General features: G+C 70.3%; 15 protein-coding genes and 1 pseudogene. 10 read left to right on the top strand and 6 right to left on the bottom strand.

Annotated elements, in window-relative coordinates; translation table 11 throughout:
- On the top strand, positions 1 to 1,198 hold a 1,198-nt coding region (locus tag DKL51_RS06655), incomplete at its 5' end, for an AAA domain-containing protein (protein WP_185734729.1).
- Positions 1,199 to 1,203: 5 nt separating this feature from the next.
- Here the strand turns inward: DKL51_RS06655 and DKL51_RS06650 are convergent.
- Positions 1,204 to 2,322 (bottom strand): LCP family protein, encoded by a 1,119-nt coding sequence (locus DKL51_RS06650; RefSeq protein WP_243422589.1) that lies wholly within the window; start codon positions 2,320 to 2,322, stop codon positions 1,204 to 1,206.
- Positions 2,323 to 2,572: 250 nt separating this feature from the next.
- Here DKL51_RS06650 and DKL51_RS06645 point away from each other — a divergent pair, with 250 nt between their 5' ends.
- Positions 2,573 to 3,409, top strand: a complete 837-nt coding sequence (locus DKL51_RS06645; RefSeq protein WP_109946567.1) for an alkaline phosphatase family protein — start codon at positions 2,573 to 2,575, stop codon at positions 3,407 to 3,409.
- Positions 3,410 to 3,472: 63 nt separating this feature from the next.
- Here the strand turns inward: DKL51_RS06645 and acpA are convergent, their stop codons facing one another.
- Positions 3,473 to 5,302 (bottom strand): acid phosphatase, encoded by a 1,830-nt coding sequence (acpA, locus tag DKL51_RS06640; RefSeq protein WP_207783971.1) that lies wholly within the window; start codon positions 5,300 to 5,302, stop codon positions 3,473 to 3,475.
- Between the two features lie 134 nt (positions 5,303 to 5,436).
- Positions 5,437 to 5,949, bottom strand: coding sequence for a hypothetical protein (locus DKL51_RS06635; RefSeq protein WP_123827081.1), 513 nt, complete (start codon positions 5,947 to 5,949; stop codon positions 5,437 to 5,439).
- 67 nt (positions 5,950 to 6,016) lie between these two features.
- On the opposite strand from DKL51_RS06635, the gene DKL51_RS06630 reads away from it, so the two are divergent.
- From DKL51_RS06630 to DKL51_RS06605, 6 genes are all read left to right on the top strand, one after another.
- Positions 6,017 to 6,316, top strand: a complete 300-nt coding sequence (locus tag DKL51_RS06630) for a hypothetical protein (RefSeq protein WP_185734728.1) — start codon at positions 6,017 to 6,019, stop codon at positions 6,314 to 6,316.
- 200 nt (positions 6,317 to 6,516) lie between these two features.
- Positions 6,517 to 6,732: a hypothetical protein gene (locus DKL51_RS34790; protein ID WP_185734727.1), complete on the top strand. Its 216-nt coding sequence runs from the start codon at positions 6,517 to 6,519 to the stop codon at positions 6,730 to 6,732.
- A 14-nt stretch (positions 6,733 to 6,746) separates the two neighbouring features.
- Entirely contained in the window at positions 6,747 to 7,157 is a 411-nt protein-coding gene (locus tag DKL51_RS06620; protein ID WP_109946569.1) for a VOC family protein, read from the top strand.
- Between the two features lie 176 nt (positions 7,158 to 7,333).
- The gene (locus DKL51_RS06615; protein ID WP_109946570.1) at positions 7,334 to 7,798 is read left to right on the top strand and encodes a helix-turn-helix transcriptional regulator; all 465 of its coding nucleotides are present in this window, start codon (positions 7,334 to 7,336) and stop codon (positions 7,796 to 7,798) included.
- Between the two features lie 5 nt (positions 7,799 to 7,803).
- On the top strand, positions 7,804 to 8,430 hold the full coding sequence (locus DKL51_RS06610; RefSeq protein ID WP_109946579.1) for a VOC family protein: 627 nt from the start codon (positions 7,804 to 7,806) through the stop codon (positions 8,428 to 8,430).
- 122 nt (positions 8,431 to 8,552) lie between these two features.
- Positions 8,553 to 9,008: a pyridoxamine 5'-phosphate oxidase family protein gene (locus DKL51_RS06605; protein ID WP_109946571.1), complete on the top strand. Its 456-nt coding sequence runs from the start codon at positions 8,553 to 8,555 to the stop codon at positions 9,006 to 9,008.
- A 59-nt stretch (positions 9,009 to 9,067) separates the two neighbouring features.
- Here the strand turns inward: DKL51_RS06605 and DKL51_RS06600 are convergent, their stop codons facing one another.
- Positions 9,068 to 9,841, bottom strand: coding sequence for a VOC family protein (locus DKL51_RS06600; protein ID WP_109946572.1), 774 nt, complete (start codon positions 9,839 to 9,841; stop codon positions 9,068 to 9,070).
- A 171-nt stretch (positions 9,842 to 10,012) separates the two neighbouring features.
- Here DKL51_RS06600 and DKL51_RS06595 point away from each other — a divergent pair, with 171 nt between their 5' ends.
- Positions 10,013 to 10,222 (top strand): type II toxin-antitoxin system VapB family antitoxin, encoded by a 210-nt coding sequence (locus tag DKL51_RS06595; RefSeq protein WP_109946573.1) that lies wholly within the window; start codon positions 10,013 to 10,015, stop codon positions 10,220 to 10,222.
- The gene (locus tag DKL51_RS06590; RefSeq protein ID WP_109946574.1) at positions 10,219 to 10,638 is read left to right on the top strand and encodes a PIN domain nuclease; all 420 of its coding nucleotides are present in this window, start codon (positions 10,219 to 10,221) and stop codon (positions 10,636 to 10,638) included. The genes DKL51_RS06595 and DKL51_RS06590 overlap by 4 nt, the downstream gene beginning before the upstream one ends.
- Before the next feature lie 9 nt (positions 10,639 to 10,647).
- On the opposite strand, the gene DKL51_RS06585 is transcribed toward DKL51_RS06590, so the two are convergent.
- Both DKL51_RS06585 and DKL51_RS34785 read right to left on the bottom strand, forming a co-directional pair.
- Positions 10,648 to 10,995: a DUF3024 domain-containing protein gene (locus tag DKL51_RS06585; protein WP_109946575.1), complete on the bottom strand. Its 348-nt coding sequence runs from the start codon at positions 10,993 to 10,995 to the stop codon at positions 10,648 to 10,650.
- 38 nt (positions 10,996 to 11,033) lie between these two features.
- A pseudogene (locus DKL51_RS34785) lies at positions 11,034 to 12,045 on the bottom strand (hypothetical protein); the annotation flags it as partial.

Here is a 12,045-nt window from a genome sequence, read left to right as displayed (position 1 = left end):
TGTCGCGGGCGCGCTGGTACGCGCGCTGCCGCTCTGGGTGGGCACGGTCGCCGACGTCGAGGACCTCCTGCCGCCGGTGGCCGGCATGTTCGACCTCGTGGTGCTGGACGAGGCCGCGCACATCGACCAGCTCCGGGCCGCCCCGGTGCTGGCCCGGGCCCGCCGCGCGCTGGTTGCCGGGGACCCGCGGCAGCTCCGCTTCGTCTCGTTCGTGGCCGACGTGGACGTGACCGCGACGCTGCGCCGGCACGGCCTGGAGCGCTTCGCCGACCGGCTCGACGTGCGCCGGTCCAGCGCGTTCGACGTGGCGGCCGGCGCCGCCCCGGTCACCTGGCTTGGCGAGCACCACCGCTCCGCACCGCACCTCATCCAGTTCTCCGCGCGCCGGTTCTACGACGGACGACTGGAGCTGGTCACCCGCCACCCGCGCAACGAGCGCGCCGACGTCATCGACGTGGTGGCGGTCCCCGACGCCGCCGTGACCGACGGCGTCAACCAGGCCGAGGTCGACGCAGTGCTGGACCTGGTCCGCAGGCGCGCCGCCGACCCACCCGACGGTGGGATCGCGGTCGTCAGTCCCTTCCGCGCGCAGGCCGACGCGCTGGAGGCGGCGCTGCTGGCCGCGTACGACGTCGACGAGATCGAGCGCCTCGGGTTGCGGTCCGGGACGGTGCACGCGTTCCAGGGCAGCGAGGCGGACGTGGTGATCGCGTCCCTCGGGCTGGTCGCGGAGGACCCGCCGTCCCGGCACCGGTTCGTCACCGAGCCGAACCTGTTCAACGTCCTGGTCACGAGGGCCCGGAAGCACCTCACGGTGGTCACGTCCCTGCGGTCGCCGCAGGGCCTGGTCGGCGACTACCTCGGGTACGCCGGGCGTCCGCCCGCCCCGGCCCAGACCGACCCGGGCCCGGCGGAGGGCTGGACGGCCGCGCTGGCCGAGGAGCTACGCCGACTCGGGCTGCCGGTACGACCGGGCTACCCGGTGGGCCGGTGGCGGGTCGACCTCTGCGTCGGCGAGGACGCGGACGCGGTCGGGGTGATCTGCGGGGTGCACCCGGACGGGGTCGCGGCGCACGTGGAGCGACAGCGGACCCTGCTGCGGGCCGGCTGGCCGCTGTACGACGTGTTCGACAGCCGCTGGTCGGACGACCCGATCCGAGCCGCCCTCGACCTCGCCGCCCGGATCGCCCGACCGTGACGTGATCAGTGCGCCGGGGTGGTCGGCTCCGAGGCGGCCACCCACCTCGGGTGCGCCTGGACGAACGACCCGACGGTGTCGTCCCGCACCGAGCGGAGCAGTTCCAGGCTGGTCGGGCTGAGGATCTCGGCGCTGCCGACCCCCGGGACGGTACGGCTGTTGAAGGTGCCGTCGTTGGTCTTGATCGTGGTGATCGCGTCGGGCTGGATGCCGCGCATGGCGAAGGCCCAGTCCCCCAGCGGGATGCCGCCGTCGTCGACGGTCATGGTCTTGCCGACCGCCGACAGCAGCCCGGGCAGCTTCGTCGGCGAGTTCAGGCCCTCGGTCATCACCTGGTGCAGCACCGCCTTGAGGAACTGCTGCTGGTGGCGCTGCCGGCCGTAGTCGTAGTCGTGGTTGGCCAGCAGGTCCCGCTGCCGGACGAAGTCCAGCGCCTGCGCCGGGTCCAGACAGTGGTTGCCCTTGGTGTAGATGTTCGGGGTGACCCCGGGGATGCGGTGGTTCACCGTGCCATCGGGGTTGATCTTGTACGGTGCCGCCGGCTGGCCGGTCGCGTCGTCCCGCCCGACGTGGATCGAGGTGGTGGTCTCGTCGACGTACATGCAGACTTTGCCGAGCACCTGGACGATCTTCTTGAACCCCTGGAAGTCGATGATCGCGCCCGCGTCCGGGGTGATCCCGGTGAGGTCACGTACGGTCAGGGCCAGCAGCTCGAAGCCGTGTGACAGGGCGGGCGCGCCGGTGAGCCCCCGGCTGCCGAATGCGAAGGCAGCGTTGATCTTGTTCTTGCCGCCCGCGTACGACGTCGCGCCGTTGCGGTAGGCGGGGATGGTGACCAGCGAGTCCCGCGGCAGTGACACCAGGTACGCCTGGGAGTGGTCGGCCGGGATGTGCATCAGGATGATCGAGTCGGAGCGGATGAGCTGACTGGGATCCTGGTGCGGACGGGTGTCGACCCCGACGAGGAGGATGTTCTTCGCTCCGGTGATGGTCCGGTGCTGCGGCGCCGCGGCGGCACCGAGCAGATTCTGCTGGGTGACCTTGCTGGTCGCGGTGTGGAGCAGGTACTGGGCACCACCCAGCGCCACCCCACTGAGCATCATCAGGGTCGCGCCGACGGCCACGCACCACCGGGCCCAACGTGGCCAGGGCCGGCGGGCCGATCGCCGCCGCGGGACCGGATCGGCCGGTCCGCCTCGGAGATCGGAGCGGGTGGTGATTGACTGCGACACGTGGATTCCCTGCGTCGGGGGGCGGGTAGCAAGCGGAACCAGGCTATGCCGCCTGTCGGCATTCGCCCAGTTCAGCGCGCTGTGAACTGACTGGGAGGCCGTACCGGGCGGCGACCGGCCGGCGCGGCGGAGGGAGCAGGACATGCGGTTTCGCCGGTTTCTGGTACTGGTCGTCGTCGCGCTCACGGCCGCCGGATGCCGCCCTGCGGCGGTGCCCACCTCCGGCGGCCTCCCCTCGTACGACCACATCCTGGTGGTGGTCGAGGAGAATCACTCGTACGGCGAGATCGTCGGCAACGCCGACGCTCCCTATCTGACCTCGCTCGGGACGAACGGGGCGACCATGACCCAGTCGTTCGCGGTGATGCACCCCAGCGAACCCAACTACCTGGCGCTCTTCTCCGGCTCCACGCAGGGCCTCGCGAACGACTCCTGTCCGCACACCTACTCGACGGAGAACCTGGGCCACCAGTTGATCACGGCAGGGCAGACCTTCGCCGGATACTCCGAGAGCATGCCCTCACCGGGCTACTCCGGCTGCGTCGACGGCCGGTACGCCCGCAAGCACAGCCCCTGGGTGAACTTCACCAACGTTCCGTCGTCGAGCAACCTGCGGTTCGCCGACTTCCCGACGGACTACGCCAGACTGCCGAGGGTATCGATCGTGGCGCCCGACCTGTGCCACGACATGCACGACTGCTCCGTTTCAACCGGCGACACCTGGCTGAAGAACAGCCTGGGCGGGTACGCCAGCTGGGCGAAGACACACAACAGCCTGCTCGTGGTCACCTTCGACGAGGACGACCGCAGCGCGGACAACCGCATTCCCACCATCTTCTTCGGCGCGCACGTCGCCACCGGCGGCCACGGCGAGCGGATCACGCACTACACGGTCCTGCGCACCCTGCAGAGCCTGACCGGCGTCGCCTGTACCGGCAACTCCTGCGCGGCCAGCCCGATCACCGGTATCTGGAACTGACCCTCCGAGACGATCGGGCGGGCCGGGACGTGTCGTCCCGGCCCGCCTCGCGTACGGGATGGGTCAGCCGGACCGTCGACGGCGGGTGACCGCCAGCGCGGCCCCGGCGGCGACCAGCGCGAGGCCGACGACCGCCATGCCCGTTGCGCTCCCGCCGGGGAGCAGCAGTCCGCCGGTGGCGCCCAGGGCGGCCTGGCCGTCACTGGCGCCCGCAGCGGCCTGACCGCCAGCCCGGCCGTTCCTGTCGTCGCCCTGGTCGTCGCCGCCGGCGAAGGCGGAGGCGAGGCTGGCCACCCTGGCGTCCCGGGTGGTCAGCGGCGCGAGGTGGAACTTCTGCTCGATCGTGGCGAGCACCGAGGTGGTGTCGTGGGGCGTGCTGTCCACGCTGAACGGCTCGGCCAGGCGCGGCGAGATCACCAGTGCGGGGATCCGGGTGCCCGGGCCCCAGACGTCGCCCTTGGGCGGGGAGACGTGATCCCACTGCCCGCCGAACTCGTCGTAGGTCACGATGACCATGGTGTTCTTGGCCTGCTTACCGCCCTCGATCGCCTTGAGCAGCTCGACCAGATGGTCGCTGCCGGTGGCCTCGGAGGCGTAGCCGGGGTGTTCGTTCTCCTCGCCGACCGGCTTGACGAAGCTGACCGGCTTGAGCTTGCCCGCCTTCGCCGCGGCGATGAACTCCACCTCGTCGCGCAGGTGCTGGGCGCGGGCCTGCGTGCCGGGGGCGTACGTGGCGAAGTAGTTGAAGGGCTGGTGGTGAAACTGGAAGGTGGCGTCCGGGCAGTACGGGTAGACCGCGCTGGTCATGGTGCGCGGGCTGGCGCAGGTCTTGCCGTCGGTGCCGTTGGTCCAGCCGGCCCCGCCGACGTTGCCGCTGGCGTTGTCCCAGCCGCCGGCGTACCAGGCCCAGTCGACGTGCTTGGCGGAGAGCCGGTCGCCGATGGTGTCGTGGGTCAGGGACGGCATCCGGCGGTCGTTCGGGGTGCCCGGGCTGTACGGCTGGTACCAGGGCTGCACCGTGTTGATCGCATAGTCGCCGCAGACCGCCACCGTGCAGGAGCCGTCCGCCTCGGGCGCCTCGGTGAGCGGGCCGTCGCTCGCCGGGCCGGTCGCCTGGTACAGCGGGTAGGACCGCGGCATGCCGTTGGCGTCGACGAGGGAGTTCTTGCCCGCTGCGGTGGTCTTGTCGGTCCACACCGGCGTACGGGCGGCGATCAGCCACTGGTGGTTGAGGAACGAGCCCCCGAAGGCGGCCTGGAAGAAGTTGTCCGCGACCGCGTAGCGCGGCGCGTCGGGGCCGTGCAGGTACCGGTAGATCGGCAGCGACCCCGTGTCGTAGTGGCCCATGGTCAGTCCGAGGGCGTCGCTGCCGGTGACGTACCGGTTCTGCCGGCCGCCGTTGATCTGGTACTGCTCCTGGTAGAAGCGGTGCACCAGGTCCTCCGTGCAGCCACCGGGGGTGCCGGTGCCGTTCAGCCAGCCGTTCGGCTTGTACGGCCCGTTCAACACCGGGCAGGTGGTGTCCTCGGGCTTGATGTAGTCCTCGATGCCGAACGGCTTGTTCGGGAAGACGCCGCCGGTGCAGTCGGTCTTGATGGGCGGCAGGTTCACGTCGTTCTGCGGCAGGCAGGCCAGCGGCTTGCCGTCCTGGCCGACCTGGACGGTGTGGTCCGGCGCTGCCTTGCTCAGGCCGTTGACCCCCTCCCAGCCGCCGAAGAGGTTGTCGAAGCTGTGGTTCTCCTCGTAGATGACCACGATGTTGGTGATGCCGGCCAGCGCGGAGTGGTCGTCGGCCGCGAAGGCCGCAGACGGTGCGGGGACGGCGACGGCCGCAGCGACGGCCAGCGCGGCGCAACCGGTGAGTGCACGGCGCGCGCGGGAACGGATGGACACAAAGCCTCCCGTGGACAGGGAATGACACGCGGAGCCTAGGGCCGCTTGCCGAACGACAAGCGTCGACCGATTGAACTCTATCGACCGTTACGCCTGGACGAAACCGCCACTTCGAGCCGCTCGATGACAAGTTCTCACAGGTAGGCGAATCTGACGGGCTCCTGAAGCACGGCCGTGGCAGAGTCGATATCTGCGAGCCTTGCCGCGAGCGTGGCGGTCGCCAGCCGTGAGGGAAGGGCGGCACTGAATTTGAGCCCCGCGAGGGCCTTCTCGGTCACGTCCGGCAGACAGATCCGACCTGCGGCATCAGCCGTGGCGATCCGCCACATCTCACGATCCAGGTCGGGACGCAGCCGGATGGACGCGTCGTCATAGCGCTGGCTCGGATCCGCCAACTCGCTGAGAGTGGCGACGAGGGTGGCGTTGGCGCGGAAGCCGGCCCAGGTCCACCAGCGGACCTCGCCTTCACGGTCCCGAACGATCACCGTACCGCCAGGGTGCGCCCAGGACGTCGCCTCGTCGCGCAGCTGCGCCAACCGCGCTACCGCCCGTTGCGTGAGACTGACCGGTGGATCGGCCCCGAGCAGCACCTCACGCATGGCGCGAACCATCTGGTACGACAGGCCCTGCGGCAGCCCGCCGGTCATCCAGAGCGCCTTCCCGCCACCCTCCGCGGGCTCGACGAAGCACCGGTGGCGCTTCCAGTCGATGTAGGTGACCCGCCAGCTCCGTCCACCGAGCAACAGCAGCCGCGGCCCCTGCACCTTCGCGGTGAGCAGGGCCGGATTGCGGATTCGGGGACGTATCGAGGCACCGGCCGAGGCGTTCGTCGGCCTGGTGTACTCGAATCCACCGGGCGGGGTGAAGCACTGCCTCAACACCAAGATTGCGCGTTGCGAGCTGGAGGTGACCGACCGCATTACGGGAGCCCAGGAGACCCTGCTCGCCGAACACCGCGCCCTCTTCGAGATCCTCACCGACGACCGCGACCACGGCATTCCGATCCGGGCTTAGTTCACGGGGTGGCGAGGGCGCTGCGGTGGGCGTTGACGACCCATCCGTCCGGCAGGGCGATCCGGCACCGCGGTGCTTGCCGGGTTGACCCGGTATGAGCAGGCCGTGGCCGCGGGTGAGGGCGGGTCGTTCCTGCGCCGGGAGGGTCTGTACTCATCACTGAGGAGCGGTCTGGTCGGGAGGCTACCGACCGGGAGCCGGTGGAGCGCACCCGGGAGCAGAACGCGGAGCTGAACCGGCGACTGGTGGCTGAGGAAAAGGCCCTGTCCCGGCTTGTGATCACCTGGGAGACGCTTGAGGGCATCCTGGGTGACGCGGCGCCAGGGGGCGCGGGCGACGGCGGGGATGCCGCCGTGCGTCGCGAAGCAGGTGACCAGACCGATCAGGAATCGAGAAGCGCGGCCACGAAGCCGTAACTAGCGTGACTGCCATGGACATCACCATTCACACGAGCTTTCTCCCGCACACCGACCCGGACGCCTCCCTGGCCTTCTACCGCGACGTCCTCGGCTTCGAGGTCCGCAACGACGTCGGAAACGGCAAGATGCGCTGGATCACGGTCGGCCCCGCCGGCCAGCCCGACACGTCCATCCTCCTGGCGCCGCCGGCCGCCGACCCTGGCGTCACCGACGACGAGCGCCGCACCATTGCCGAGATGATGGCCAAGGGCACCTACGGCTGGATCCTGCTGGCCACCAAAGACCTCACCGGCACCTTCGAGAAGCTGCAGGCCAGCGACGCCGAGGTCGTCCAGGAGCCGACCGAGCAGCCGTACGGCATCCGCGACTGCGCCTTCCGCGATCCCGCAGGCAACCTGGTTCGCATCCAGGAGCTTCGCTGAGCCGTCCGGTCATCGATTCGGCCATGATGGCCGGCGTCGCGACCACCTGCGAAGAATGCGGCGGCCATCGCTTCCTTCGACCGGCTCGTCGATTCCCGGCAAGACGGTCATCGTCATCGAGCACCTCGCCGCCTGCTCGGCAGGCGCTCGCAGATATCGTTAGAAGGAGTTCTCTCATGTGTCACCCCTCGTGGGGGCGCGCACTCACCGCGGCGCAGCGACTGAGCGACCTGGCGCGGCTGCGTCGTGTCCGCGACCGGATCGACCGGGAGTACGCGCAGCCGCTGAACGTCGAGGCGCTCGCCCGGGGCGTGCACATGTCGGCCGGGCACCTCAGCCGCCAGTTCCGGTCGGCCTACGGCGAGTCGCCGTACGCCTATTTGATGACGCGTCGCGTCGAGCGCGCGATGGCGCTGCTGCGTCGTGGTGACCTCAGCGTCACCGAGGTCTGCTTCACGGTCGGCTGTGCGTCGCTGGGCACCTTCAGCACCCGCTTCACCGAGCTGGTCGGCATGCCGCCCAGCGCCTACCGGCGCCGCCCGACGGGGCCTGCGGCGGGGATGCCGCCATGTGTGGCGAAACAGGTGACAAGACCGGTCAGGAATCAAGAAGCGCCGGTCGCCGAGCCGCAACTAGCGTGATGGTCATGGCATCCATCGAATCCGTCACCCTCGACGTGGCCGACCCTGAGGCCGCCAACCGCTTCTACACCGCCGCCTTTGGTTTGGACACGCAGATACGCCTGCGGGCCTCGGAGGCACCGACGACCGGCTTCCGTGGGTTCACGCTGGCGCTCACGGTGTCCCAGCCGGCCACCGTCAACGGCCTCATCGGCGCCGCCCTGGACGCCGGTGCCACGCCACTGAAGCCTGCCGCGAAGTCGCTCTGGGGCTACGGCGGTGTCGTACAAGCCCCGGACGGGACGATCTGGAAGGTCGCGACCTCGGCGAAGAAGGACACCGGCCCGGCCACCCGGCAGATCGACGAGGTCGTGCTCCTGCTGGGAGTCGCGGACGTGGCCGCCAGCAGGCGGTTCTACGTGGAGCGCGGCCTTGCCGTGGCGAAGAGCTTTGGCCGCATGTACGTCGAGTTCGCTGCTGGGTCGAGTCCCGTCAAGCTGGCGCTGTACCGGCGCCGCGCCCTTGCCAAGGACCTAGGCGTCGCTCCCGACGGCACCGGATCGCACCGGCTCATGATCGGCGGCGATGCCGGGCCTTTCACCGACCCGGACGGGTTTGCCTGGGCGGCCGCATCGCTGGCACCCACGCCCTGATGTGTCACTGCTGCCTGCCCTAGCTGGCCGCCGATCACGGGACGGCCGCCGGGTGAACCGACTGATGACCGATGGAGCCCTCCCCTGGAGGAAGGGCTCTCCACGAAGTGACTGGAGGAATCATGACGGGCGCGCCGCCACGTGGGCTTGAGGAGAGGCTGCGGGACACTCGCTCGAAACTCGAGAGCGACGTCGATCTCTGGGTCGCGACGTCGGGCTCCCCGGGCGGCGTCCACCTCATCCCGCTCTCGTACCTCTGGGACGGGACCGCGTTCCTCATCTCGACGCCGCGCGCCTCGGTCACCGGCCGCAACCTGCTGGCGGACGGCCGCGTCCGACTCAGCCTTGGGCCGACGCGCGACGTCGTCGTCGTCGACGGCATCGCCGAACCGGTGGACATCGCCGACCTCGACCCGGAGACGGGCGACGCGTTCGCGACCAAGACCGGTTTCGACCCGCGCGAGCTCGACGAGCCCTACAAATACTTCCTGATCCGGCCGCGGCGCATCCAGGCCTGGCGGGAGGCGAACGAACTGCAGGGACGCGTCCTCATGCGCGACGGCCGCTGGCTCGGCTGACCGCCGCACGGGAACACACCCGCCCCGCGCCAACCTCGAACGGTGGGCCGGCCGCAGCGTCACATGGAGAAGTTCGGGTCGTTCTTGATGATCGAGAAGCCGCCACCCTGCGGGTCGGTGAGTGTGGCGAATCGCCCGGCGGGCGAGTCCTGCCGCAGGTTCTCCGTCGCGCCTAGCGAGATGGCCAGGTCCGCGGTGGCGTCGCAGTCGTCGACGGCGAAGTAGACGCTCCACTGCGAGGGCATCGGTCCCCAGTCGGGCCTGATCTGCATGGCTCCCGCCACGGGCTGCCCACCGGCCTCGATGAGCGTGTAGGTCTCGTTGCCGCCCATTGCCACGTCCCGCGTCGTGACCCCGAAGACGGAGGCGTAGAACGCCTTGCTCGCCGCGATGTCGCTCGTCATGAGCTCGGCCCAGGTGAAGCTGCCGTGCTCGCCGGTCACCTCGGCGCCGCGGTGCTTGCCGGGCTGCCAGATCGAGACGTACGCGCTCGTGGGGTCGACCAGGATCGCCATGGTGCCCTGGTCCATCACCTGCATCGGTGCCATGATCACCTTTGCGCCGGCGGCCTCCGCGGCGGCAGCGGTCGCCGTCGCGTCGTCCGTAGCGAGATAGGTCGCCCAGGACGTGCCGCGCTCCGGATCCGCCGCCGGGCCGATCCCGGCCGCCCGCCGGCCGTCCTTGAGGAACGCTCCGTAGCCGCCCGCGTCGGGTCCGAAATCCAGGTGTGTCCAGCCGAAGAGCCGGGTGTAGAAGGCGACGGCACCCGGAATGTCGGTCGTACCAATGTCAACCCAGGTCGGGGCGCCGTTGGGGAGCTCTGGTGTCGTCATGCCGCCATCCTGACATACCGGTCGGATACTTCCGGGCCGGTCGCGCGCCGCGGTGGCGTCCGCACAAGCCACGTGATCTCGTCCGGCGCGCCGCGAGAGCAGTGATATCAACTACGCGAATTCTTGATATCATCGGTGCTGACTCGCTGCCGGCAGAGAGGCGCCCCGACCATGTCACGAACGATCCTGGACGTTGACGACGAGCTGCTCGCGGAGGCGTCGAAGATCCTCGGTACCACGACGAAGAAGGCGACGGTCAACGCCGCTCTCGAGGCCGTGGTCAAGCGGGAAAAGCGGCGCGAGTTCGCCGACTGGCTCAAGACCGGTGGGCTTCCCGACCTGACCGGCGGAACGGGCACGGCGAAGCCGGACGCGGCGTGAGCCGCGAACTTTACCTCCTCGACAAATCGGCGCTCGCCCGCTGGCCCAAGCCCACGGTGGCCACCGTGCTCGATGAGTTGTCCGACGGAGGGCTGCTGGCGGTGTGTGGAGCGGTGGAGATCGAAGTGATCCACAGTGCCCGCACCGCCAAGGACGCGCAGCGTGCGCGGTGGCTGCTCGGCGGCTTCGACTGGCTGGCCATGCCCGACGAGATCTGGGACCGGGCGATCGACGTCCAGGTCCAGGCGCTCCACAAGGGCAACCACCGCGCCCTGTCGATGGCGGACCTGCTGATCGCCGCCACCGCCGAACGCCACGGCGCCACCGTGCTGCACTACGACGGTGACTTCGACATGATCACGGCAATCACCGGGCAGCCGACCGCCTGGGTGGTGCCTCCCGGCACAGTCGACTGATCGGAGCTGTCAACCCCAGAAGATCGCTGTGGGGTCCCGATCGAGTTCGTCGAGAAGTTCGGCCATGTTGCCGGTGGGCGGAGTCAGGTCGTAACGATGGAACCGGAGGTTGCGGTCCCGGTGGTACAGCGTCCACGTGCCGGTGCTCTTGGTGTACCGGAGGCGCGCGACGGGAAGCCGCGTCCACTCCGACCCCATGTCGGCTCGCCACGGGGCCCGGCACTCGACGATCGTCAGGTGGCGGGCCGCCTCCTCACACTCGATCCGCACCTGGTCACGGACACGCTCGGGGACACGCTGGTCGCACCACTGACGCGCCCGAGCCACATCCGCTTCCGGTAGCTCTTGAGGCGCCATTCAGACCTCCCACCAATCCAGTCGACCACGGCAGCCGGTCAGGAGGCGGCCATTGTGCTGCGGTGTGCGTTGACGACCCAGGCGTCCGGCAGCGCGATCCACTCGTTGTCGCCCACCCGCACCACCGCACCGTCCAGCTTGGGCAGTAGCGCCGGGTCCTCCATCGGGCAGAGCAGCCACACGCCACCCACCCCACCGCGCGCCGCATCGGCCAGCTCGTAGAGCCGGTCCATCGCCCGGTACCGCGCCAGCACCGCCGCGTCGTGCAGCAGCACCGGACCCGCGTCGGCCGACAGCTCGGCGCGCAGCTCCGGCGCGGCCAACTGCCACGCCCGCTCGACGTACTCCCCCAGCTTGATGGCCCCCCGAGAGCCGGGCGGAGCAATGTCCGCCCCGACCACCGTCTCCCAGGTCGGCTTCGGGTGCGCATCGACCAGGGCGTGCAGGTGGCCCAGGAAACGGGCCGCCACGTTGACCGGCCGGGCGTCGAAGCGCCGGGCCAGCTCCTCGCGCGCCAGGCCGTACCGCGACAGTCGTACCGTCAGCGCCCGGAACCCGCCGGCGGACCTCGCCCCGGTCAGCCGCTCCTCGGCCCGCATCGCCGCCGCCAGCTCCGGCGACTCGGCCGTCCACCGGCTCGGCGTGACGGTCAGCGACGGACGCCGCTGCATGATCGACATGGAGGACGACGCGTTGCGGGGCGGCGGCGGGACGTACTTGTCGCGGTCCCAGCGCAGCTCGAAGCCAGCCTCGGCGAGCAGCCGGTCCAGCTTCGGGTGCGGCGGCAACGGGTCCAGCTCCGGGAAGCGCGTCCGCACCCGCTGGGTCACCAGCTCCGGCGTCAGCCCGCGACCCGCCTCCAGCGAGGCCGCCGGAGGCACCACGCCGGCCTGGGCCAGCCGCAGCGCGCGTACCGGATCCAGGTCGCGCGGGTAGAGCTCCAGCCGCGCGGTCGCGGCGGCCCGCTCCGAGGCCACCGCGGCGAGCAGCACCCGCCGCCGCTCGTCGATCGCGTCGGCCGCGCCGCCGGGCGCGATCACCCCCGCGACG

It is taken from the genome of Micromonospora globispora (genome assembly GCF_003857015.1).
GTDB classification, from domain to species: Bacteria; Actinomycetota; Actinomycetes; order Mycobacteriales; family Micromonosporaceae; genus Micromonospora; species Micromonospora globispora.
This window is presented reverse-complemented; position numbering and strand designations above follow the sequence as displayed.

What these genes read in the sequence shown, in the direction of transcription:
- DKL51_RS06645 (WP_109946567.1), top strand. Translation starts at nt 2,573, where the DNA reads ATGCGGTTTCGCCGGTTTCTGGTACTGGTCGTCGTCGCGCTCACGGCC.
- DKL51_RS06635 (WP_123827081.1), bottom strand. Translation starts at nt 5,949, where the DNA reads ATGACCGGCGGGCTGCCGCAGGGCCTGTCGTACCAGATGGTTCGCGCC.
- DKL51_RS06620 (WP_109946569.1), top strand. Translation starts at nt 6,747, where the DNA reads ATGGACATCACCATTCACACGAGCTTTCTCCCGCACACCGACCCGGAC.
- DKL51_RS06615 (WP_109946570.1), top strand. Translation starts at nt 7,334, where the DNA reads ATGTGTCACCCCTCGTGGGGGCGCGCACTCACCGCGGCGCAGCGACTG.
- DKL51_RS06610 (WP_109946579.1), top strand. Translation starts at nt 7,804, where the DNA reads ATGGCATCCATCGAATCCGTCACCCTCGACGTGGCCGACCCTGAGGCC.
- DKL51_RS06605 (WP_109946571.1), top strand. Translation starts at nt 8,553, where the DNA reads ATGACGGGCGCGCCGCCACGTGGGCTTGAGGAGAGGCTGCGGGACACT.
- DKL51_RS06600 (WP_109946572.1), bottom strand. Translation starts at nt 9,841, where the DNA reads ATGACGACACCAGAGCTCCCCAACGGCGCCCCGACCTGGGTTGACATT.
- DKL51_RS06595 (WP_109946573.1), top strand. Translation starts at nt 10,013, where the DNA reads ATGTCACGAACGATCCTGGACGTTGACGACGAGCTGCTCGCGGAGGCG.
- DKL51_RS06585 (WP_109946575.1), bottom strand. Translation starts at nt 10,995, where the DNA reads ATGGCGCCTCAAGAGCTACCGGAAGCGGATGTGGCTCGGGCGCGTCAG.